The organism is Aquimarina brevivitae (assembly GCF_004216895.1).
GTDB classification, from domain to species: domain Bacteria; phylum Bacteroidota; class Bacteroidia; order Flavobacteriales; family Flavobacteriaceae; genus Aquimarina; species Aquimarina brevivitae.
In genome coordinates, this window is sequence record NZ_SGXE01000001.1 from 1,570,801 (window position 1) to 1,594,564 (window position 23,764).

The following is a 23,764-nucleotide window of genomic DNA, read 5'->3' on the forward strand; positions in this document are numbered from 1 at the left end:
CTAAACCGTATTTTATGCAAAAAAATAACAATTTCACTGTGTATTGTGTAAAAAAAAACTTTTCGATGAAGGATATATATCATCGGTGTAATTACGGTAAAAACCGCATATTTTGATTAATCCTGAAGTGCAAATACGCGTCTTAATAGGTCCGTAGTTCGAGAACTTACCTTATTTCTAATCTGTTCTTCTTCTACAGCGATCATCGTATACACGCCTTTAAGTGCTTCTTGGGTAACATAATCGGTTAAATTAGGATTTACATTACTGGTAAAAGGGATACTATTGTAGCGGGTGATAATGTTTGACCAAATCTGATCAGCTCCTACTTTGTTAAACGAATTTTTAATAACCGGATTAAATTTTTGATACAATTCGTTTTGGGTTCGTTGTTTTAAATATGATGTTGCTGCATCATCAGCACCGATTAAAATATTTTTAGCATCGTTGAAGGTAATTTGTTTTACGGCGTTTACAAAAATAGGAGTGGCCTCTTTTACAGCATCCTCTGCAGCACGATTCATAATTTTAAGTCCTTCGTCAGCCAAACTACTTAGTCCAACATCTCGTAGGGCTTTATCAACTTTTCTTAACTCTTCTGGTAATAATATTTTTACCAATTCATTTCTATAAAATCCATCTTTAGCAGTTAGTTTAGAAACTTGCTTATCGATACCTTTATCCAAAGCCTGTCTAAGCCCATTTGCAATTTCGGTATTGGTAATGCCTAAGCCTCCACCTTGAGGTAAATTGTTGACCACTTGTTGTAGCTCTGCACAACTACTGATAGTAATGATTAGAAAGAAGCATATGATTTTTTTCATAGGTTTGGATTTAGGAAGTAAAATGGTGTTGTCTACCAAAGATTGATATCTAATTCGTTTTAAAAAATATAGTGTTCATAAATTCAAATTTAATTGATTTAATTTTGATGGAAACATAAGTAGCTTTTAAATTCGAAATGTAAGTTAAATATATACTTTAATAAAGTTTTGAAATGGATCGATGCTACCCATATAGTTAACCTTTAAGATGTTGGATATTTGATGATTAAAAAGAAATCTGTTTTAAACGGCCCCTTAAATCCTGTTAATGATGATCATAATAAGAAATAAGTCATTACTTTTACCTTCAAATTATCCTTGATTGCTGAATTACTCAAAATATAATCATAAAACAAATAAAGAATGGGTCACTTTTGTACACGGAGCAGGAGGTAGTTCATCTATTTGGTTTAAGCAAGTTCGGGAGTTCCGAAAACACTTCAATGTAATTTTATTGGATCTAAGAGGGCACGGTAATTCTAAGCCAGCTATAAAGGACGCTTTTAATAGTAAATATACTTTTGATTCGATAACTGATGATATTATAGAAGTAATGGATAAGGAGGGGATTGCATCTTCTCATTTTATAGGGATCTCATTAGGCACTATTTTAATACGTAATCTGGCGGAACGTTTTCCTAAGAGAGTAGATAGTATGATTATGGGGGGTGCTATTATGAAACTAAACATTAGATCTCAGATACTAATGAGGCTTGGCATTCTTTTTAAATCTGTGATACCCTATATAGTACTCTATAAATTCTTCGCGTTTATAATAATGCCCAAAAAGAACCACAAACAATCCAGATTACTTTTCGTAAAAGAGGCAAAAAAACTGTATCAAAAAGAATTTATACGTTGGTTCAGGCTAACTTCTGAGATTAATCCCTTGCTGCGTTTTTTTAGAGCAAAAGATATCGGGATACCCACTTTGTACTTAATGGGTGAGGAGGATTATTTATTTCTGCCATCAGTAAAAAAGGTAGTGCAACGGCATAAATTTTCAAGTCTTGTGGTCGTAGATAATTCTGGGCATGTAGTGAATGTGGAGCAACCAAGTATTTTCAATTCAAAATCTATTAATTTTATTCAAAATAAATCCAGTTAATATTTTTTGGAGTCTAACCTCTTATTGTTAGGATTTATGTACCAATAATTAATGTAATGGATTAGTTTGCTTTTACTTTTTTAGGATTTAAGAAAAGACAACCGTCTTATTGTTATAGACCAATACTTTGCGCTCTAGATGTAATTTAATAGCCCTGGATAATACAATTTTTTCTAAATCTCTTCCTTTTAAAATAAAGTCATTAATATCGTGTACGTGAGATACGCGAACTACGTCTTGTTCGATGATAGGACCCTCGTCTAAGTCTGTGGTTACATAATGACTAGTTGCTCCTATGATTTTTACACCTCTTTTATATGCAGAATGATAAGGTTTCGCTCCCGGAAATGCAGGGAGAAATGAATGATGGATATTAATAATTTTATTGATGTATTGATCGACAAAACTTGGAGATAAAATTTGCATATATCGTGCTAAAACGATGCAATCTATCTTGTGTCTTTTTAATAACTCCAGCTGTTCCTGTTCTGCAGTTTTCTTGGTTTTTGGCGTAATAGCAATGTGTTTGAAAGTAATGTTAAAAGCATCGGCAATGGGTTTAAGGTCATTATGATTACTTATGATTAGGGGAATTTTTACTTTTAGTTCTCCGGAAGTATGTCTACTTAATATATCATAAAGGCAATGATCATATTTAGACACAAAAATGGCCATTTTAGGTGTTTTATCAGGATCATACATCTGCCATTGCATTTGATTACGACTGGCTAATTGCTGCTGAAAAGCTTCTTTAAATTGCGCTAGCTTTTTCTCATTAGTATCAAATTCACATTCCAATCGCATAAAAAAAGCGCCGAGATCTTTATCTACGTGTTGTTCCACATAGGTTGTGTTACCTTCGTTATTGAGAATAAAGTTGGTGACATTGGCAATGATTCCTTTTTGATCTGGGCAATTGATAAGAAGTGTAATTTTTTTCATAAGCAAGATACATAGATGTGCGTTTTATAAAGATAATACATTCTTGTGGCAAGCAGGTGCTTAATAATAGGGAGTGCTTTTTTTAATGTGTTTTTTAATAAATTTATTAAGGATGAATCAAGTTTTTTAAAGCTTTACCACTACAGTTTCTTTTCAGAATTTCAACGTTTCTTTAAGATTGATGAGGTTTTGTTAAAGAATAATAGAATTCGCTTACAATTTGATAATTAGAATTTAAAAACCTGTGGTCGCATTGAAAGGTTTTGAAAAAATATCACTTTTTAATGAGTATTTCGTAAATTAGCGCAATAATTTTTACTGATTACGAGCAATGGAACAAATAGCACCTTATACACCTAAGAATAAAGTTAGAATTGTTACTGCAGCCTCTCTATTTGACGGGCACGATGCAGCCATAAATATAATGCGTAGGATCATTCAATCCACCGGGGTTGAAGTGATTCATTTGGGCCACGACCGCAGTGTTGAAGAAGTCGTAAACTGCGCGATTCAAGAGGATGCTAATGCCATTGCGATGACCTCATACCAAGGAGGACATACCGAATATTTTAAATACATGTATGACCTGTTACAAGAAAAAGGTGCAGGACATATAAAAATATTTGGCGGCGGAGGTGGCGTAATCCTGCTAGAAGAAATTAAGGAGCTGATGGATTATGGGATTACTAGAATATATTCCCCAGATGACGGAAGAGAAATGGGTTTACAGGGTATGATCAATGATTTGGTGGAGCAAGCTGATTATCCAATCGGTAATAACTTGAATGGCGAAGTGGATCATCTCGAAGAAAAAAAGACTGGAGCCATTGCAAGAGTAATTTCTGCTGCAGAAAATTTTCCTGAGGTAGCTAAAGAAGCATTAGAGGCGATCGATGCTAAAAACAAAGCATCAAAAACACCAGTATTGGGTATAACCGGTACCGGTGGTGCTGGTAAATCCTCATTAGTAGACGAACTTGTCAGAAGATTTTTAATCGATTTTCCGAAAAAGTCAATTGGTATTATATCAGTGGATCCCTCAAAGCGCAAAACTGGTGGTGCTTTATTAGGAGATCGAATTCGTATGAATGCCATCAATTCACCAAGAGTATATATGCGCTCCTTAGCCACTCGTCAATCTAATTTGGCGCTCTCTAAATATGTAGCAGAAGCTATTGAGGTGCTTAAAGCTGCAGCATTTGATTTAATAATTCTCGAAACTTCAGGTATTGGACAGTCCGATACAGAGATATTAGATCATAGTGATACATCGCTTTATGTAATGACTCCAGAATTTGGAGCAGCTACACAATTAGAGAAGATTGATATGCTGGATTTTGCAGATTTAGTGGCTATCAATAAGTTTGATAAGAGAGGTTCTTTGGATGCCCTTAGAGATGTAAAGAAACAATATATGCGTAATCATAACCTTTGGGATACACCAATGGATGATTTACCGGTCTTTGGAACGATCGCCTCTCAGTTCAATGACCCAGGAATGAATACGTTATATAAAGCGATTATGGATAAAATCGCTGAAAAGACAAAAGCTGATTTAAATTCAACATTTCATATTTCTAAAGAAATGTCAGAAAAGATTTTTGTGATACCGCCAAGTAGAACAAGATATCTGTCAGAAATTGCCGAGAATAATAGAGCTTATGATAAAACTGCTGAACAGCAGGTAGAGGTAGGGCAAAGACTATATGGTATTTATAAAACCTTATGTAGTGTACTGGATGTAGATTTCGTAGACCTTGATAAAAACGGAATTGATAGTGATACTTTTAAAGCCAGTATCACGGACGATAATAGAGATTTTGTAAAATTACTTCTAGCAGAGTTTGATCGAGTAAAGTTGAATCTGGACCCTCATAATTGGGAAGCTATTACCAATTGGGGCGCTAAGGTAAAAAAATATAAAGATCCCGTATATGCCTTTAAAGTAAGAGACAAGGAAATAAAAATTGACACACATACCGAGTCGTTATCGCATACGCAAATCCCAAAGGTGGCCTTGCCAAAATATCAGGCTTGGGGAGATATATTACGATGGAGTTTACAAGAAAACGTTCCAGGTGAGTTTCCATACACCTCAGGATTATATCCGTTTAAGCGAACAGGAGAGGATCCAACCCGTATGTTTGCAGGCGAAGGTGGCCCTGAGCGTACCAATCGCAGATTCCATTACGTAAGTTTGGGTATGCCTGCCAAACGCTTGTCGACAGCGTTTGATTCGGTTACACTGTATGGTAATGATCCAGACCTAAGACCAGATATATATGGTAAAATCGGTAATTCTGGTGTGTCTATTTGTTGTTTGGATGATGCTAAGAAATTGTATTCTGGTTTTGATTTGTCTCACGCCATGACCTCTGTAAGTATGACCATTAACGGTCCAGCTCCCATGTTGTTGGGCTTCTTTATGAATGCAGCCATTGACCAAAACTGTGAAAAATATATCAAAGAGCACGGTCTTGAAGATGAGGTAGAAGCTAAGATCAAAAGCATCTATGAAGATAAAGGGATTGAGCGTCCACAGTATAAAGGGGATTTGCCAGAAGGGAATGATGGTCTGGGACTAATGTTGCTCGGGGTAACCGGAGATCAAGTACTACCAACTGAGGTGTACGCCAAAATCAAAGAAGAAACCTTAAATGTGGTTAGAGGAACCGTACAAGCGGATATTTTGAAAGAAGATCAAGCGCAAAACACCTGTATATTTTCTACAGAATTTGCGCTTAGATTAATGGGTGATGTACAAGAGTATTTTATAAATAAAAAAGTACGGAACTTTTATTCTGTCTCTATATCGGGCTATCATATCGCCGAAGCCGGAGCAAACCCAATAACACAATTAGCTTTTACCTTAGCGAATGGATTTACGTATGTAGAATATTACTTGAGTAGAGGGATGGATATCAATGCCTTTGGTCCTAATTTATCCTTTTTCTTTTCTAATGGAATAGATCCGGAGTATGCGGTGATCGGAAGAGTAGCACGTAGGATATGGGCGAAAGCCTTGAAACATAAATACGGAGCTAATCCTAGAGCCCAAATGTTAAAGTATCATATTCAAACCTCAGGTCGATCTTTACATGCTCAGGAAATTGATTTTAATGATATCCGAACGACGCTACAGGCCTTATATGCGATCTACGACAACTGTAATTCTCTGCATACCAATGCCTATGATGAGGCGATTACTACACCAACTGAAGAATCGGTGCGAAGAGCTATGGCTATTCAGCTTATTATCAATAAAGAGCTTGGTTTAGCCAAAAACGAGAACCCAATCCAGGGGGCGTTTATCATTGAAGAGTTGACAGACCTAGTAGAGGAAGCTGTATTGACCGAGTTTGATAGGATTACTGAGCGAGGTGGTGTCCTAGGTGCTATGGAGACTATGTATCAACGTAGTAAGATACAGGAGGAAAGCTTGTATTATGAAACGTTAAAGCATACCGGTGAGTTTCCAATAATTGGAGTGAATACTTTCTTAAGTTCTAAAGGTTCCCCAACAGTAACTCCAGGAGAGGTAATTAGAGCAACGGAAGAAGAAAAACAGTATCAAATTAATACCCTGGCAAACTTGCATAAAGCACGAGAGGAGAAAGCTAAGGGCGCTTTAGCCCAGGTTCAGGAAGCTGCCATCCAGAATCAAAATATTTTTGAAGTACTTATGGAAGCAACAAAAGTGTGTTCTTTAGGTCAAATTACGGAAGCCTTGTTCGAGGTAGGGGGGCAGTACCGAAGAAATATGTAAAATTATTTTTATTGATACTGATGTGTTTATTGACAAAGCGTGTCAGTATCAATACTATCAAAATAGTAGATAGTGACTTTTGCTGGTATGGGTATAGCTAAAGATAAAAGCAAATTTTGAAAACCTAAGATGGCTTCACTTATAAGGATAACATCCAATTTTTTTGTAGTCGTCTGAATTTTTTAAGTTCCTTACGAAGAAGAATTAAAAAATCTTTTCCATTACTATGAGCGCGTTCCAGGCGTTCGCAGGTATGGTATAAACGTTCAGTAAGGTGGACAAGAGAATAGGCATGTTGTATCCTTTCTTCTTGAAATGGCTTGTTTTCAGCATTAATAATTTCTGGCGCTAAGGAATTAGAGTGCCGAACGATATCTCCTGTAAAGTAGATGTTAGGGTCCTCGTTTCCTAAGTCATCCAAATGAGCTAAATCGTAGATTAAATAATCAGAAATGTTTCTGGATAAGGAAAGAATATCCAGTGCTTTAGCATATAGTTTTTTATTTCTGGGTGTGTAATCCATTAGTTCACCTTACTTTGTATCAAATTTAAGTACTCTGTAAAGGAATATTGTTTAATAATTAAGGATAAGTAGTTAAATAACCTTATAAATTAAAGTATATTTGTTAATAATATTTAATTCTCAAAGTGTATATGAAGGTAGATGTAATTAATCTTCAAATTTTAAAACTACTGCAGCAAAACGCTAGATTAAGCAATGCCGAAATAGGAAGAAAAGTAGGGCTGAGTTCACCAGCAGTGGCCGAACGCATCAAAAAAATGGAGGATTTTGATATTATCAAAGGATATCATACAGAGGTTTCATTCACTAAGATGGGTTATCAGCTTAAAGCGATGATTACCTTAAAAGCCTTTGTGGGTAGATTACAGCCTTTTTTAATAAAAACTACTGAATTTAGCGAAATTGTCAATTGTTATCGAATCACTGGGAATGAAAATATCATTATGGAAGTGGTATTACGAGATCAAATACACCTGCAGGAGTTTATTGATAAATTAATTACATACGGTGAGGTAAAGACACATATCGTGCTGTCCTCCTTGATTAAAAATAATCCAGTAGTTTAGAATTGGGTATTATGGCACAGCTTTTGTTATCAAATAAGTAAAGAATTTGTCTCCTTGTGTGAGGACATTAGGTACTGATACTTAAAGATAGTGCAAGGGATAGTAATTGTGATAGATAAAAAAACATCCATTAGTTTAAATGGATGTTTTTTAATGTTCATATTCTTTATACCAATGTACTTTACGATTAACTTTAGGTTACCTAACTAACATTACGATATGAGACTTATAAAAATTTTATTTACGCTGTTAATGCTTTCGAATACCAAGGGCTTACTTGCACAAGATACACTCACCTTAAAAAAAGGTATAGTGGTCAATTCCTTGTCTCAGGCTTCAAGTGATAACACCTATAGTCTTTATCTGCCGGAAAACTTTACGGTTGATAAAAAATGGCCACTACTAATCGGTATCGAATCCACCCCTAACTCAGCTGCTTTAGCCCATGTTTTCAAAGAAGCTGCAAATGAATATGGATATGTTATAGCGATTTTAAATACGGACCAAAAGGATTCACTAGAAAGTACAGCCGTAGAATTTGTAAATTTCTTAGGGTATATTGTAGCTTATTTCTCAATTCAACAAGATCGTGTTTATACGATTGGGGAGGGATTGGATGCCGAATTGTCTTCTTTAGTGCCTGTGCTTTATCCAGATAATTTTGCGGGTACTATTGCTGTTAACAATAGTATCGTCTATGATGAAACCTATAAACCTAAAAAGAATTTTTACTACTACGGAATCGTACACCCACAACGAAAGGAGTTTAGTTATTTTATAAGGCTAAACGAATTATTAACCCAAAGAGCTATACCTGCTGAGGTTGCTGTTTATGATTCAGATTTTGATTTCCCTCCAACGCAAGTTACGCGACAAGTGCTTTCTAGATTGACGCTACAAGCAATGTTTAAGGGGAGAACGAAATTAGATTCAATATGGATAAAAAAAGCGCTAAAAGAAGATTTAAACAGAGTAAATAAAATGTTGAGAAATAAAGAATACGTTTATGCTCAAGACCAAATTGTTGAAATAAAGCAGAACTATTTAGATTTTTACCCTAAGGATTCGTTGGCGACTATAGAAAAAAATATCCTGAACAGTAAAGACTATAAAGAAGAGCTATCTAGTTTTACGCAAGCGCTTTACGAAGAAGAACTCTTAACTGTTAATTATTTAAATTATATAAAAAAGGATCTTACGGCTATCAACTACCAAAATTTAGATTGGTGGAGAGCGGAAATAGCGAAACTTGATACATTTATTCAAGAAGAAGATAAACATTGGAGAAATATGGCTATTCGCATCAAGTTGTTTTTAAAGGATGCTGTGGAAGCCTATAATGAGGAAAATTTAGAGCAAAACATAGAAGCTAAAATATTCAGTAATATGTTTATCACCTTGTTAGATCCAAAAGATTTCGATTCGCATAAAAAAGTAATTGGTTTCTGTGCTATGGATGGTGATTATGAAACAGCTCTAGGTTTTTTACAAAAGCTGCTAGCCAACGGGTATGATGATTTCGAAAGTCTTTATGAAATAGAAGGTACAACAGCACTAAAAATGACTAAAGAATACAACCAAATCATAAAAAAACATTTTGGGATTACTAGGTATTCCTTGTATAAACAATGAAATTTGTGTATTTCATCGAATAAATATGTTTTTTATCGTAAAAATATTTGGAAGTAAATGTTTTTTGTTTTACATTTACATAATTAAAAAATACTTGATGTACGACCAGAATTAACATTTTAACCGATATGACGATATTGATTTAGAATATTAATTTGGAATACATCAGGGCTAAATTAAGTGTGAGGACATTAGTCTGAAAGACCCCAAATCCGGAAGCTAAAGAGAGTACGAAATTTGCCCTATACTAAACAAGCGTTTCTTATCGGAGGAACGCTTTTTTTATGGGGTGCTTTTACCAATATGTTGTTAAATAGTTAAGTGTCACAGCATACGAGTATCTAAACGAACTGCCTTCCACTTTACGTAGTACAGAAGTCCCATTCCGATAACCGCCATTAGTGCCATAAATAACCAATTCTTATCATATCCGTAGGTTGCAATGAATTGCATACCCGAATTATGACCAAAAATGTGCGCTAAAGAGAAAGCCATACTATACAATCCCATATAGGCTCCTTGACGCCCACGTTTAGAACGTTCCAAAGCAAAGGAGTTTCCAAAGGGAAAAGCAACCATTTCGCCAAGGGTGGCCAGGATCATTCCGATGATTAGTATCCCTGACCAAGGAGTTATTAAAAGTAGTAAGAAACTTAATCCGGTCAATACAAAACCAACGATTACGTTACCCAGTTTGGAAATACTCGTTTTTTCTAAATAAGCAATTAGGGGCATTTCAAAAATAAAAATGATAAAACCATTCATCGCTAATAGTAGACCAATACTTTTTTCAGATAGCTTATGAACTTCTTTATAGTAAAGCGGTATGGTCGAAAAATACTGAACGAATATAAACCCAAAAATTGCTAACGAGAGTAAAAAAATTACATATAATCCATCTTTATGAGCAGGTAAAGGGTTTGCAATAACCTTTTCCTGGTCAGAAATCCTTGCCTTTTTTGGGTTTAGTGTCTTGATCATAACTAACCCGGCTAATACACAGGTTACTCCATCTACCCAAAATAAGCCATTATAACCCACTATAGCAATGATCAATCCTCCTAAAGCTGGCCCAGCAGTGAATCCCAAATTTATAGCTAAACGTATAAAGGTTAGGGAGCGTGTTTTGTTTTCAGGCTTACTATAAGCGCTTAATGCCACGAAAAATGCAGGTCTGGCTGCATCTGCTATAGATATTAAGATAAAAAAAGCGATGCAAATGCCCCAAAATGAATGTATGTACTGTATGCAAATGAAAGAAATGCCGCTTAATATTAATGATCCTAAAATAACCTTGTAATACCCAATTAAATCACTGAGTTTACCTCCGATCCATGATCCAAAAAAAGAACCCAAGCCGAAACTCGTCATAATCCAACCGACCTGCGACACTTCAAAACCTAAGGAGTCTTTAAGGTAAAGCGACAAAAAAGGAATGACCATAGCTCCTGCTCGGTTAATCAGTGTTATGAGTGCCAACCACCAAACCTCTCTGGAGAGTCCGCTAAAAGAGCTGGTGTAGTGTAAAATCATTTTTCGAAGCATCACTGACTGGGGAATTAGATCAAATTTTCGATAAAAGTAGAATATTATAGCATATTAGATGATAATTTTAAAAAAATTAAACAGTAAAATCAGTAAGGTTTGTACTTTTGCAAAAAAAAAAGGAAGTTAGGTGAAAAATTTTGTGGTCGTATTTTTATTTGTATTCCAGGTAGCTGCTGGTCAGCAGGTTGGTGAGGTAGAAGCGATACTTGAATTTCAAGCAGAATTAAATGCTAAATTTGCTTCAGAAGAAACGTCACCGCTTACTAAAAAAGATCTGAAAGAATTTAAAACCCTTGAGTTCTTTAAAATAAATACGGCCTATAGCATCAAGGCAAAATTTGTTAGAACGCCTTACGAAACTCCATTTATCATGAAAACGACTACTAGTCGTGAGCCGATATATGTTAAATATGGTGAAGCCCATTTTAAGCTCAAAGGAAAAGCAATGGTACTTAATATTTACCAAAATCAGGAGTTGAGTACACAACCAGAATATGAAAACTATTTATTTCTTCCTTTTACAGATTTGAGCAACGGAGAAACTACTTACGCTGGTGGGCGCTTTATTGACCTTCGTATTCCGGAAGGTGAACATATACTTATAGATTTCAATAGAGCGTATAATCCATATTGTGCGTATAATGAGCGATACTCTTGTCCGATTCCTCCTGCCGATAATCATATTAAATTACAAATTAATGCAGGGGTAAGAGCTTTTAGTAAGCATAAAGAAAATAACTAAAGGTGCTACAAGACCGTAACACCTTTGGCTTTCTTAAAACAAACAATAATTAGTATAATAAAAACTTGGTGGATTAAAATTTATAAATGGCGCCTACCACAAAAGAAGCTAGTGTACTTGTAACCTCATCGTCTTTGTCTAAAAATACATCTTCAGACGAATCTAATCTAAATTCTGGTTTTAAGGTTAAATCGCCAACATCATAACTGCCGGTTAGGGTTATCGCAATAACATCACCATCTCCTTCATTATCAAACGCTATTGGAGAGATAAAACCACCACCATCTGCAAAAACCAGTCCGCCATTGTATTGGGCAAAGTATTCCCCTCTCAGTCCAATGGTAAAGGATTCGGATGTTTTTAGTTGTGGATATAATGCGATTCCATAAAACCCTGAGGCGTCTCCGTCTCCTTGTGGTTCGGTGGATAAGTAAGTACCATTAATCCCTAAGTAAAAGCTTTCCGTAAGGTCCCAACCTGTGGTTAAATCTGCTTGGAATGTAGGGCCTACCGCTCCAGGCTCCCCTTCGTTGCCATATCTAAAGTTTAGAAACGCACTACCTGTTTCTCCGCTATAGCCTAATTGAGCCCCCACGATATAAGTGTCAAAAGGATTACTTTCAGTATAATCGGTGGGGTTCATTACGGCTAGCATCGCAGACCATTCATCGTTAAGTGCAAAATCAGCTTTTAGTCCCGTATGCGAAAACGGACCGTAGGAAAACATATACGAGGTAGAGTAGTTAAAATTACCGACTGGTGAGATCACCTCGTAGCCTAAGTAAGTATTAAAATTTCCAAATGTCAGCTTTACTTTTTCGGATACATTCCAGTAGACATACAATTGATTTACGATTTGAGAAGATCCTGTAGAAAGAAAAACAGCTTCTTCGCCTCTGGGGCCGTATACTAAATCAGCTACAAAACCAACTTTTGATCCTTCATAATTCAATATCACGTTTGCCATGCCCAAAGCAAATCCTGCTCTGTTTACAAAAGAAGTCCCCGGAGCAAAAAAATCACGATTATCTGCTGTGATGTTATAACGATAATATCCATCAACAGATCCGCTGACATTTACATTGTCGAACCATTTCTTTTCTGTTTCCTCCTGCGCTTGCATACCTAAAAAGCTCAGCGCTAAACTCATAAAAGTGAGTCTTTTTAAAATGTGTGTAAAGGTTTGTGTTTTCATAATAAACAATTAATTATTCTTATAATTTGGTTTTTAATTGGTATGTTAAATCTATATGAAAACATTCATAACCCAATGATAAACAAGGGGTAATTATTTATTTTTATCAGTTTTTGATTTTTAACCCTAATAAAATAGGGGTTTACTTTTTTAAATGATGCTTTTTTGAGAATATGAAACTGATTTTTTTAACGTTTTTTAGGGAAAATTTAAAATTAATCTTAATGAATAAGACAATAGGATTCGATTTTTAAAGTTTTTTAAGAGATTTGATTAAAAGTTTTTAACTAAAAATACTCCTGTAACAACAGCTATGATTCCTAAGAGAAGTGAAAGCGAAAAATAGATCATAAAGCTAAGATAGTCTCCGTTTTTTAACAATACATAGTTTTCAAATGAAAAGGCAGAAAAAGTAGTAAATCCACCGCAAAATCCTGTGGCTACTGTTAAAATCAAGGGTTGATAAGCACTGCTGTTTTTTAAGGCAAAGCCCATAACTACACCGATTAATAAGCTACCAACCACATTGACGGTCAAGGTGCCGTAGGGGATCAGGTTTTCTGGATTATTTGCAGTTTTGCTGATAAGGTATCTAAGTACACTACCTAGACCGCCACCTATAAAGATATATAGAAGATGTTTAAACAACGGTTGTATATAATTTAAGTAAACCTACAGCTATTGTGTATGCTGTAGGTTTATGACTATTTTATTTGATTGGAATATATATTTCTGTAATCCATTCTGCAGGATTAGGCTGAATATTTGGATCTACACGGTATACTTCAAAAGGAGAGCCGTTTTCGAGAGCCTCAAGGTTGTTTTTCGCCATATAATCATATGTTTTATCCCAGGCTTCTTCCAGGTTTTTAAAATCGCCCTTTAAAGTAGTTTTAATCACTTTTTGACGAGGCATAAAACCGCATAATACTGCGCTTTCTTGAGGGGTTATAACTTTATCTCTAGTAGGTATACCCACAGAATAAATTGCAGTACCCTGCTCTTCATTGTACTCATTATAAAGGGTAAAAGGCATTCCCGTTTTTGGAAGATTATTCTGATACATATAGCTGTCCACTGTCGGTAGCATTTGTTTCATTTTTTCAGGTATGATTGCTATGTCTGAGGCCGTTGCAGAATACATATAAAATCCACCTCCGTGCTCTGTTACTCCATCTACACTGATGGAATAGGCTTCCATCCTTTCTTGTACATATTCTTCTATGTTATTAAGTCCTTTAGCATACATGGGTTTTATACTTTGTGATAATGTACTGTCCTGAATTACCCAATAAAGCTTTTCCATAAAGGACTGTGTTCCTTTCATTCCCCAGGTTACTTTAGTTTTCTTAGGTTCAATTTTTTCAAATTTCCAATACACATCACTTACACTTTCTCCCATCGGAGTGATAAACGTTATTTTTTGATCGATACTGCTAAAAGGTGCTACTTTTACGGTTTCCATATTTCCGTCACCTTCCGTTTCACTTTTCCAACTGTAATAAGCTCCGGGTCCACTAACCTTATCTGCATAGGTGATAATCATATCATCAGTTTCCTCCATCCAGGGTCCCCACTTTTCCCAAGTACGAAAATAATTGACGGTGTCAAATAATAATTCATCTGGTGCTTCAATAACTTTACTTTCTTCTACTTGATAATCTCCATCAATGGTAAAAACATATACTGCTCCAGCAATAATGGCAAATAATAATAGAAAGAAAAGATATTTAATGATTTTCATGACGATTGGTTTAAGATGTTTGTTTAGCTAATATAAACATTTTTAACATCGATTTATTATTTTGCTATTTTTACCAAAATAAAATAATAATTTATGAAGATTTTTAAAATATGCTTAACCTTGGCGATTGCAATCGGTGTTATTGCGTGTAAGAATGAGCCGAGCGTTCAAGATCAAATTAACAGCCAAAAAGATCAGCAACCGGCTGTGTCCGATAAATTTGATTATACGGTAGAGCAATTTGCCGATATCAAAATTTTGCGATACCAAATTCCGGGTTGGGACAATTTGTCGCTCGACAAAAAAAAGTTAGTGTATTATCTGGTTCAAGCAGGTCTTAGTGGTAGAGATATTATGTGGGATCAAAACTACCGACATAACCTAAGCATTCGCAAAGCTTTAGAAAATAGCTACACTTCTTATCAAGGAGATAAGAATACTGAGGATTGGAAAGCTTTTGAAGAGTACCTAAAGCGGGTTTGGTTTTCGAATGGGATACACCATCATTACAGTAATGATAAATTAAAACCTTCTTTTTCTAAGGAATATTTGTCAATACTATTAGCAGAGACGAATACGGAGCTTAGTGGAGAGGCATTTGACGTTATTTTTAACAACAAAGATGCTAAGAAAGTAAATCAAGCTAAAGGTATTGATAACGTAGCCCAATCGGCTGTAAATTTTTATGGACCTAACGTAACTAATGCGGACGTGGAAGCATTTTATGCCAAAAAGAAGTCCCCTAACCCAGATCAACCATTATCATTTGGTTTAAACTCTAAGTTGGTTAAAGAAAATGGAGAACTTAAGGAGAAAGTGTACAAATCAGGTGGCTTGTATGGCTCCGCTATTGATCAAATTATTGTGTGGTTAGAAAAGGCTAAAGGTGTAGCAGAAAACCAACAGCAAGGAGATGCCATAGGTCTACTGATCGAATATTATAAGACAGGTGACCTCAAAACCTGGGACGATTATAACGTAGCTTGGACCAAGGCTACCGAAGGTGATATCGACTATATCAATAGTTTTATTGAAGTGTACAATGATCCACTAGGCTACCGAGGATCTTATGAAACTATTGTGCAAATTAAGGATTTTGATATGTCCGAGAAAATGGCAGTATTATCAGAAAATGCACAGTGGTTTGAAGATAATTCACCATTGATGGAAGCGCATAAGAAAGAAAATGTTGTGGGGGTAAGCTATAAAGTAGTTACCGTAGCAGGAGAAGCAGGTGATGCATCACCAAGTACGCCGATAGGTGTAAATTTACCCAACGCCAATTGGATCAGAAAAGAAGTGGGATCTAAATCCGTTTCGCTAGGTAATATCATCAACGCTTACAATAACGCTGGTGGATCAGATAGATTAAAAGAATTTGCACACGATGAAGAGGAAATTCAATTGGAAGAAAAGTATGGTCAATTAGCGGATAAACTACATACAGCATTGCACGAAGTTATCGGTCATGCTTCTGGACAATTAAATCCTGGAGTTGGAGAAACCAAAGAAACCTTAAAAAATTACGCTTCAACTTTAGAAGAGGGTCGAGCTGATTTAGTTGGGTTGTATTATCTAATGGATCCTAAATTAGAGGAACTAGGTTTAGTAGAAGATTGGAAAGCAGTAGGAAAAGCAGCATATGACGGTTATATCCGCAATGGTTTGATGACTCAACTTATTCGTTTAAACTTAGGTGATGATGTAGAAGAAGCACATATGCGTAACCGCCAATGGGTTAGTGCTTGGGCGTATGAACAAGGCAAAGCCGATAATGTTATTGAAAAAGTAACAAAAGACGGTAAAACCTATTTTAATATCAATGACTACGAAAAGCTTAAAGAGATTTTTGGAAGACTACTTAAGGAAACTCAAAGAATTAAATCTGAAGGTGACTACAAAGCAGCCGAAGAATTGGTAGAAGGTTATGGAGTTAAAGTAGACCAGGCTATACACGAGGAAGTTCTGGAGCGAAATAAACAATTTACATCAGCTCCTTACAGTGGATTTGTAAATCCAGTTTTAGTTCCTGAAACTAATGAAGCTGGAGAGATCACAGATATTAAGATAACACAGCCGGAAGACTTTGTTTCTCAAATGTTAGACTATAGTAAAAACTATAATTATTTGCCTGTGGTAAATTAATAGAGCAATACATACAGTATTCAAAAAAGGTGTCACTTAATTAGGGCACCTTTTTTTATGGGTGCAAATAACTTTTAAGCGCAAATAACAGCGCCACAAACACCGTGAATGCCAGTAAAATATACAAGCTTCCTCTGTAGTATTTGCGGTGTAAGGTAATGTCTTTTCGGTAGCTATAAATCATTATGATTATAAACGCTAAAACGAAGCAACCTGCAAATATCAACTGACCTGTACTAAACATAAATTCTTATTTTTACGGCAAAGATAATTGATAAAAAAATAATCATGAAAGATAAGATTACTGCCGTGCAAGAATTTCATACCGCGTTCAACATTGGTTATCAAAAAGAGCCGATAGCTGATTTAGGCAAAGCCAAAAACCTTCTTCGCTTTAATCTAATGAAAGAGGAGAATGAAGAATATTTAGAAGCTGCCGAGGACGGTAATATCGTTGAGGTTGCCGATGCTTTAGGTGATATGCTTTATATTTTATGCGGAACAATTATAGAGCATGGATTACAACACAAAATTGAAGAGGTCTTCCATGAGATTCAACGTAGTAATATGAGTAAGCTAGGCGAAGACGGTAAACCGATTTATAGAGAAGACGGTAAGGTCTTGAAAGGCCCTAATTACTTTAAGCCTAATATTAAGGAAATTTTGGATCGTTAATAGAGGCTATAAAATCCTGCCACCAACATAAAAAACTACACGCTGAGTTCATAATGCCTTTTACTATAGGACTGTATGTACTCAGCGTGAAAATAAAAAAGTATAATTTTGTAGGTTTATACTTTGTATCGCCATCCAAAAGTATCCTCCGCTTTGTTGTATTGGATATCCATTAATGCTTTTTTAAAATGTGCTGCATAGGGATTGTCTTGCTTTGGTAATTCGTAGTGTTCCCCTTTGTAACCAAAGGCTTTTACGGGGCTTATCACTGCGGCGGTTCCCGCACCAAAAATTTCATTTAAGTTGCCATTTTTTGCAGCTGCTATTATTTCTTCTACTTTTATAGGTCGTACTTCTATGTCGTATCCTTGTTTTTCTGCTAAAGCGATTAAGCTTTTACGGGTAACCCCATCCAAAATTCGGTCACTAACTGGTGCAGTTATTAACTTATCTCCAATTCTAAAAAACACATTCATCGTACCTGCTTCTTCTAGGTACTCGTGTGTGTTGGCATCGGTCCAGATGATTTGTTGGTAACCTTTTTCTTTAGCCAGTTTAGTTGGATAAAATTGACCAGCATAATTACCAGCCGCTTTGGCATAACCAAACCCACCATTTGCAGATCGACTGTATTTTTCTTCTATCAATACACTAACATCACCACTATAATAGGCTTGTGCCGGAGAGCAAATAATAATAAAACGGTATTCATTAGCCTCAGAGGCAGAAACACTAGGTTGTGTAGCAATAACAAAAGGTCTGATGTAAAGCGAATTTCCATAACCCGGTTTAATCCAATCGTTATCCAACTGAAGTAAAGTGGTTAGTCCTTCAAAGAAATAATGTTCAGGAAATTCAGGCATTGCCAGTCGTTCAGCTGACTTATTGATACGGTTGTAGTTTTCATCAGGTCTGAATAAGAAAACATCGCCATTGTCATCTTTATAGGCTTTCATACCCTCAAAAACTGCTTGTCCATAATGAAAAACCCGAGCTGAAGGATCAAAACTCATCGGTCCATAGGGTGTGATCTTAGGGGTTTGCCATTTGCCATCCACATAATCACAAACAAACATATGGTCAGTAAAAATTTTACCAAACGTCAGGTTTTCAAAGTCAACTTGATCTATTTTAGACGTTTTTGCCTTATGTATCTCTACGGTCTGCGAAGTTGTGTTTTTCATTGGATTTGTTTAAATTTAAAATTCGGAGAAACCACACGCAAGAATTGCGTTTTTAAAATTTGTTTCTCATAACTTCACAAAAATACTTTTTTCTGGGCAAATTGAAATTCTAAAAATGTTTAATTTTACCAAATTCAGTAATTCAAACGTAATATGAAAAAATTAGGATTATTTTTTACCGTGCTTGTCTTAACAATTGCCTGCCAAAAGAATTATGACAAAACTTATGTTTCTTTGTCAAAAGTAAAAACCGAAAACTACGCACCATTTGGGGAATCGGTGACTATGGATAAAATTTATAGTCAAGATGCTATCGCTTCTACCTATCAAAAATTAGAAGAAGGGGATACCTTGGATATAGCATTTACTAGTACCGTTAATGATGTGTGTAAAGCTAAAGGTTGTTGGATGAAGCTTGGTCTTAATCAAGAAGAAACTATGGTGAAATTTAAAGACTACAGTTTTTTTGTGCCCAAGGATATCCAAGGCAAAGAAGTTATTGTACAAGGTAAAGCATTTGTTACTGAGATGTCTGTAGAGGACCAAAAACATTTTGCAAAAGATGGTGGTCAATCTGAAGAAGAAATTGCCAAAATTACAACGCCTAAAAAAACCTATTCTTTTACAGCTGATGCAGTATTAGTGAAAAACCAATAATGCAGAAACCTCAAAAAAGAGAGATACTCATTACGGGAGATGGATCTGCAACCATTCATCTCCCAGATTGGAATGAGCAATACCATTCTAAACACGGTGCTATCCAAGAAGCGAAGCACGTCTTCATAAAACACGGATTTCACTACAGCACAAAACGAAATACGAATACTCCCTTGTCAATTCTCGAAATTGGCTTCGGTACAGGTTTAAATGCTTTTATCACATATTTAGAAGCTAACAATAACGCCGTGCCAATACAGTATACTGGGGTTGAGGCTTACCCTGTAGCGCTAAAAGAAATACAGCAACTGCATTATGCCAAACAGCTTGATGTAGCCGGGGAGGCAGCCAGTTTCTTAGCGATGCACGACGCACCCTGGGAAAGCCCTACGAGCATAGGTGACAACTTTTCATTAACCAAAAGAAAGCAGTTTTTTAAGGACATTGCTGATGAGCATTGTTACGATCTGATTTATTTCGACGCCTTTGGTGCCCGTGTGCAACCTGAATTGTGGACGGTCGCAATCTTTAAAAAAATGTATATCGCATTAAAAACCCAAGGAGTTTTGGTTACCTATGCAGCTAAAGGAAGCGTGCGGAGAGCTATGGAAGAGGTTGGTTTTACTGTGGAGCGCTTACCTGGACCTCCTGGTAAACGGGAAATGTTAAGGGCACTAAAACCTTAGTGTTTTTTAGACAAGTTTAACAGCATTTGGTCTGTTAAACCTTTAATAAATCCATAGGAATTATACTGGTGTTCTTCGTAATTTGTGTCAAAACTAAGCTATGAGGGTTTTAATAACCGGCGCTACTGGTATGATTGGTCAAGAAGTTGTAAAACTTTGTCATCAGTCTGGTATACGGGTTAATTATCTTACTACAAGTAAAAGCAAAATAGTTTCTGAAGGAAACTATCAGGGTTTTTATTGGAACCCTGCCAAAGGTGATATCGATGCTGCCTGTTTTGATGACGTTGAGGTAATCATAAACTTAGTTGGAGCCACAATTGCCAAGCGTTGGACGCCTAAATATCGCAAAGAAATTATTAATAGTAGAGTACAAAGTACTAATCTGCTGCGCGAAACTTTAATTAACACCAAACACAGTATTCGACAAATCGTTTCCGCAAGTGCTATAGGAATTTACCCTAGCTCTTTGCAGAACTATTATAGAGAAACGAGTAGTGAAAAAGATTTTGGCTTTCTGGGGGATGTGGTGAATAAGTGGGAGTATAGCGTAGAAAAATTCAATGCTTTAGATATAGATGTGTGTATCTTAAGAATAGGCTTAGTCCTAGCCAGTAAAGGAGGCGCTTATCCTAAAATTGCTAAACCCATAAAATATGGACTTGGGGCTGTTTTTGGAAGCGGTAAACAGTGGCAGAGTTGGATTCATATAGACGATTTAGCTGCAATCTTTTTGTTTGCCGTAGAACAAGAACTTATTGGCGTATTTAATGCGGTGGCACCTAATCCAGTTACGAATCATAAATTAACACATTGTACAGCAAACGAATTGGACAAGACTATATACTTGCCAAGAGTTCCAAAATTTGCAATGGCATTACTTTTAGGTAAAATGCATCGTTTATTATTTGATAGTCAACGAGTAAGTGCGGATAAAATTCAAGAGGCAGGCTATAGTTTTATTTATGACAACCTTCCCCCTGCGGTTAAGGATTTAGTGCAAGATATATAGGTTTTTTTGAAATAAATAAAAGCTGCTTTTCTAAAGCAGCCTTTATTTATAAGAATTATTGTACTATTATGCTTTTTTAGCTTTTACCATAATCTTCACTTCTACATCGTCATTGATGAACTTATCTCCTAAGTTTTCAAAGACAGATTTTGATCCATAATTTACACCCCAATCTGTTCGGTTGATGGTAAATGGCTCAGATGTTAATTCCATCATATCGCCATTGATGGTAGAAGTCGCAGGAAATGAAATATTTTTAGATTTTCCTTTTAAGGTTAAATTTCCTTTGATCATTGCTTTACCTTCATTTTCGGTAATTCCGGTAATTTCAAATTTGGCAGTAGGATATTCCGCTACATTAAAAAAGTGATCTTCTTTTCCTTCTCCTTCACCTTTTAAGTGCCCTTCAAGACTAGCTTTTTCATCACCTTCGAGGTCTGTAACTTCAATAGAAGTCATGTCAATAGTAAAGTCACCACTTTCTACTTTTCCATATTTGGTAGTAACGGATCCTTTAGCAACATTGATGGTACCGGTGTGCTCACCTGTCGGTTTAGATCCGGTCCAGGCTACCATACTTGCTGCTGGGTCGACGGTAAATACAACCGCCTCTACCGGTGCTTCTTTTACTTCTTCTGCATCTGATACTTCTGCTTCATTTTTTTTCTCGTTTTTACAAGAAATAGCGGTTAGCAGAATGGCTGCTATTACTAATAAATTACCAACTCTAGTTTTCATAAATTATTTAGGTTTTAGTTTAGAACTCAATCAAAATTATTTGATTTCTCTGGGAAGTGCTCTTAAATAAATACTAAAATATTCCTGTGACATTATGACATTAAAAGAAAAATGGCAGTACTTTTGCTGCTGCAAAAACAAAACTTGTAAAACGTACTAGTTACAATGAGTAAGAAAGACAAACATACAGAAGAGGTGAAAGACCAAGTTGAAGAGATGGTTGATGAATCTGTAGAAGAATCTTCAGAGAAAGAAGCGGTTAATAAAGAAGATCAGCTCAAAGAAGAAGTAGAAAAGGAAAAAGACAAATTCCTAAGACTTTTTGCCGAATTCGAAAATTACAAAAAAAGAACTTCCAAAGAACGTTTAGAATTGTTTAAGACAGCAGGCCAAGATGTAATAGTATCTATGCTACCAGTTTTAGATGATTTTGATAGAGCGTGGAAAGAAATAGAGCGATCGGAGGATAAAAATCTGATTAAAGGTGTTGAGCTTATCCATAACAAGTTGAAAGAAACTTTAAAGGGTAAAGGATTAGAAGAAATTGAAGTTGCTGCTGGCGATACTTTTAATGCCGATAATCACGAAGCGATTACACAAATACCTGCGCCAACGGAAGATATGAAAGGCAAAATCGTCGATGTGATTGAAAAAGGGTATAAGTTGGGTGACAAAGTAATTCGTTTTCCAAAAGTGGTAACTGGTCAATAAATAGAGGATATGAAGCAAGATTTTTATGAAATACTGGGCGTAAGTAAGAGTGCCTCTGATGCAGAGATTAAAAAAGCCTATCGCAAAATGGCGATCAAATATCACCCGGATAAAAATCCAGGAGATTCGGTAGCTGAAGAAAACTTCAAAAAAGCAGCTGAAGCCTATGAGGTGTTAGGTGATCCTAATAAACGTGCTAAATATGACCAATACGGTCACCAGGCCTTTGAAGGTGGTGGCTTTGGTGGAGGTGGCATGAATATGGATGACATCTTTAGCCAATTTGGTGACATATTTGGTGGTTTTGGTGGTTTTGGTGGTTTCGGCGGCGGTGGCGGTCGTCAACGACGCGTTAAAGGAAGTAATTTACGTATCCGAGTAAAGCTTACCTTAGAGGAAATTGCCAATGGTGTTGAAAAGAAAATAAAGGTAAAACGGAAGGTTCAAGCTCCGGGTACTACGTATAAAACCTGTGGAACTTGTAACGGAACCGGTCAAATGACCAGAGTTACCAATACTATACTCGGTAGAATGCAAACTGCTACTACCTGTAGTAGCTGTGGTGGTGCAGGGCAGGTTATCGATAATAGACCTGCTGATGCTGACGGGCAAGGGTTAAAAGTGTCTGAAGAAACAGTGAGTATTAAAATACCTGCTGGTGTAGAAGATGGTATGCAGCTTAAAGTGAGTGGTAAAGGTAATGAGGCTCCTGGTAATGGAGTTCCAGGGGATTTACTGGTTGCTATTGAAGAGTTAGAACACCCTAAACTGCAACGTGAAGGTGATAATTTGCACTATGATTTATATGTCAGTTTTTCTGAAGCAGCTTTAGGTGCATCAAGAGAAATTGATACCGTATCCGGTAAGGTGAGGATAAAAATTGATGAAGGTGTGCAAAGTGGTAAAATCCTCAGATTAAGAGGTAAGGGGATACCAAGTATTAATGGATATGGTAAAGGAGATCTGTTAGTGCACGTTAATGTGTGGACACCAAAAACCTTAAACAGAGAGCAACGCGAGTTTTTCGAAAAAATGGCTAAAGATGACCATTTTCAGCCAAATCCGGATAACGGAGATAAGTCCTTTTTCGAAAAAGTAAAGGATATGTTCTCTTAACAAAAAATCAAAGCATATTGAGGTTAATACAGTTATTGACTTGACAATAGTGTTATTTGATTAATAAAAATTTGTATATTTGAGATATCACTAACACTTTTAGTGATAATTTTTCTTTTTCATAGCAATTTTTTTCCCATCCTTAATACCTGGTATTTAGGGTGGGTTTTCTTTTTAATACGACCTCATCTATGCGTATCAGGTTGTTGAAGTTTTTAATTTTGAAATTTAGCCGAATAAGAATCTCGTT

General features: G+C 36.0%; 21 protein-coding genes. 12 read left to right on the plus strand and 9 right to left on the minus strand.

Annotated features, from left to right (window positions below):
• Positions 1-116: 116 nt before the first annotated feature.
• Positions 117-824: a DUF4197 domain-containing protein gene (locus tag EV197_RS06930; protein WP_130285993.1), complete on the minus strand. Its 708-nt coding sequence runs from the start codon at positions 822-824 to the stop codon at positions 117-119.
• A 322-nt stretch (positions 825-1,146) separates the two neighbouring features.
• Between EV197_RS06930 and EV197_RS06935 the strand changes: the two genes are divergently transcribed.
• Positions 1,147-1,932 carry an alpha/beta fold hydrolase gene (locus tag EV197_RS06935; RefSeq protein WP_130285994.1) on the plus strand — a complete coding sequence of 262 codons (786 nt, stop codon included), beginning with the start codon at positions 1,147-1,149 and terminating at the stop codon, positions 1,930-1,932.
• A gap of 87 nt (positions 1,933-2,019) precedes the next feature.
• Here EV197_RS06935 and purU read toward each other — a convergent pair whose 3' ends face one another.
• On the minus strand, positions 2,020-2,874 hold the full coding sequence (gene purU, locus EV197_RS06940; RefSeq protein ID WP_130285995.1) for a formyltetrahydrofolate deformylase: 855 nt from the start codon (positions 2,872-2,874) through the stop codon (positions 2,020-2,022).
• A gap of 331 nt (positions 2,875-3,205) precedes the next feature.
• Between purU and EV197_RS06945 the strand changes: the two genes are divergently transcribed.
• On the plus strand, positions 3,206-6,640 hold the full coding sequence (locus EV197_RS06945) for a methylmalonyl-CoA mutase family protein (protein WP_130285996.1): 3,435 nt from the start codon (positions 3,206-3,208) through the stop codon (positions 6,638-6,640).
• A 139-nt stretch (positions 6,641-6,779) separates the two neighbouring features.
• Here the strand turns inward: EV197_RS06945 and EV197_RS06950 are convergent, their stop codons facing one another.
• A complete protein-coding gene (locus EV197_RS06950) occupies positions 6,780-7,163 on the minus strand; it encodes a hypothetical protein (RefSeq protein WP_130285997.1) in 384 nt (127 codons plus the stop codon).
• Positions 7,164-7,294: 131 nt separating this feature from the next.
• Between EV197_RS06950 and EV197_RS06955 the strand changes: the two genes are divergently transcribed.
• Both EV197_RS06955 and EV197_RS06960 read left to right on the plus strand, forming a co-directional pair.
• Positions 7,295-7,729: an Lrp/AsnC family transcriptional regulator gene (locus EV197_RS06955; protein ID WP_130285998.1), complete on the plus strand. Its 435-nt coding sequence runs from the start codon at positions 7,295-7,297 to the stop codon at positions 7,727-7,729.
• Between the two features lie 219 nt (positions 7,730-7,948).
• Positions 7,949-9,361, plus strand: coding sequence for a hypothetical protein (locus EV197_RS06960; protein WP_130285999.1), 1,413 nt, complete (start codon positions 7,949-7,951; stop codon positions 9,359-9,361).
• 324 nt (positions 9,362-9,685) lie between these two features.
• Here EV197_RS06960 and EV197_RS06965 read toward each other — a convergent pair whose 3' ends face one another.
• Entirely contained in the window at positions 9,686-10,906 is a 1,221-nt protein-coding gene (locus tag EV197_RS06965) for an MFS transporter (RefSeq protein ID WP_130286204.1), read from the minus strand.
• Positions 10,907-11,036: 130 nt separating this feature from the next.
• Between EV197_RS06965 and EV197_RS06970 the strand changes: the two genes are divergently transcribed.
• Positions 11,037-11,651, plus strand: coding sequence for a DUF1684 domain-containing protein (locus EV197_RS06970; protein ID WP_130286000.1), 615 nt, complete (start codon positions 11,037-11,039; stop codon positions 11,649-11,651).
• Between the two features lie 73 nt (positions 11,652-11,724).
• Here the strand turns inward: EV197_RS06970 and EV197_RS06975 are convergent, their stop codons facing one another.
• From EV197_RS06975 to EV197_RS06985, 3 genes are all read right to left on the minus strand, one after another.
• Positions 11,725-12,846 (minus strand): porin, encoded by a 1,122-nt coding sequence (locus EV197_RS06975; RefSeq protein ID WP_130286001.1) that lies wholly within the window; start codon positions 12,844-12,846, stop codon positions 11,725-11,727.
• Positions 12,847-13,119: 273 nt separating this feature from the next.
• Positions 13,120-13,494 (minus strand): fluoride efflux transporter CrcB, encoded by a 375-nt coding sequence (crcB, locus tag EV197_RS06980; RefSeq protein ID WP_130286002.1) that lies wholly within the window; start codon positions 13,492-13,494, stop codon positions 13,120-13,122.
• A 61-nt stretch (positions 13,495-13,555) separates the two neighbouring features.
• Positions 13,556-14,590: an SRPBCC family protein gene (locus EV197_RS06985; RefSeq protein WP_130286003.1), complete on the minus strand. Its 1,035-nt coding sequence runs from the start codon at positions 14,588-14,590 to the stop codon at positions 13,556-13,558.
• Between the two features lie 93 nt (positions 14,591-14,683).
• On the opposite strand from EV197_RS06985, the gene EV197_RS06990 reads away from it, so the two are divergent.
• On the plus strand, positions 14,684-16,735 hold the full coding sequence (locus tag EV197_RS06990; protein ID WP_130286004.1) for a dipeptidyl-peptidase 3 family protein: 2,052 nt from the start codon (positions 14,684-14,686) through the stop codon (positions 16,733-16,735).
• A gap of 288 nt (positions 16,736-17,023) precedes the next feature.
• On the plus strand, positions 17,024-17,410 hold the full coding sequence (locus EV197_RS07000) for a pyrophosphohydrolase domain-containing protein (RefSeq protein ID WP_130286006.1): 387 nt from the start codon (positions 17,024-17,026) through the stop codon (positions 17,408-17,410).
• Positions 17,411-17,526: 116 nt separating this feature from the next.
• On the opposite strand, the gene EV197_RS07005 is transcribed toward EV197_RS07000, so the two are convergent.
• On the minus strand, positions 17,527-18,594 hold the full coding sequence (locus tag EV197_RS07005) for a branched-chain amino acid aminotransferase (protein WP_130286007.1): 1,068 nt from the start codon (positions 18,592-18,594) through the stop codon (positions 17,527-17,529).
• 153 nt (positions 18,595-18,747) lie between these two features.
• On the opposite strand from EV197_RS07005, the gene EV197_RS07010 reads away from it, so the two are divergent.
• From EV197_RS07010 to EV197_RS07020, 3 genes are all read left to right on the plus strand, one after another.
• Positions 18,748-19,251 carry a DUF4920 domain-containing protein gene (locus EV197_RS07010; RefSeq protein WP_130286008.1) on the plus strand — a complete coding sequence of 168 codons (504 nt, stop codon included), beginning with the start codon at positions 18,748-18,750 and terminating at the stop codon, positions 19,249-19,251.
• Entirely contained in the window at positions 19,251-19,937 is a 687-nt protein-coding gene (gene mnmC2 / locus EV197_RS07015) for a tRNA (5-methylaminomethyl-2-thiouridine)(34)-methyltransferase MnmC2 (RefSeq protein WP_130286009.1), read from the plus strand. The genes EV197_RS07010 and mnmC2 overlap by 1 nt, the downstream gene beginning before the upstream one ends.
• 100 nt (positions 19,938-20,037) lie before the next feature.
• On the plus strand, positions 20,038-20,949 hold the full coding sequence (locus tag EV197_RS07020; protein ID WP_130286010.1) for a TIGR01777 family oxidoreductase: 912 nt from the start codon (positions 20,038-20,040) through the stop codon (positions 20,947-20,949).
• Positions 20,950-21,015: 66 nt separating this feature from the next.
• Here EV197_RS07020 and EV197_RS07025 read toward each other — a convergent pair whose 3' ends face one another.
• Entirely contained in the window at positions 21,016-21,687 is a 672-nt protein-coding gene (locus EV197_RS07025) for a YceI family protein (RefSeq protein ID WP_130286011.1), read from the minus strand.
• A gap of 165 nt (positions 21,688-21,852) precedes the next feature.
• Here EV197_RS07025 and EV197_RS07030 point away from each other — a divergent pair, with 165 nt between their 5' ends.
• Both EV197_RS07030 and dnaJ read left to right on the plus strand, forming a co-directional pair.
• Positions 21,853-22,398 carry a nucleotide exchange factor GrpE gene (locus tag EV197_RS07030; RefSeq protein ID WP_130286012.1) on the plus strand — a complete coding sequence of 182 codons (546 nt, stop codon included), beginning with the start codon at positions 21,853-21,855 and terminating at the stop codon, positions 22,396-22,398.
• A 9-nt stretch (positions 22,399-22,407) separates the two neighbouring features.
• Positions 22,408-23,514 (plus strand): molecular chaperone DnaJ, encoded by a 1,107-nt coding sequence (dnaJ, locus tag EV197_RS07035; protein WP_130286013.1) that lies wholly within the window; start codon positions 22,408-22,410, stop codon positions 23,512-23,514.
• Positions 23,515-23,764: the final 250 nt, after the last annotated feature.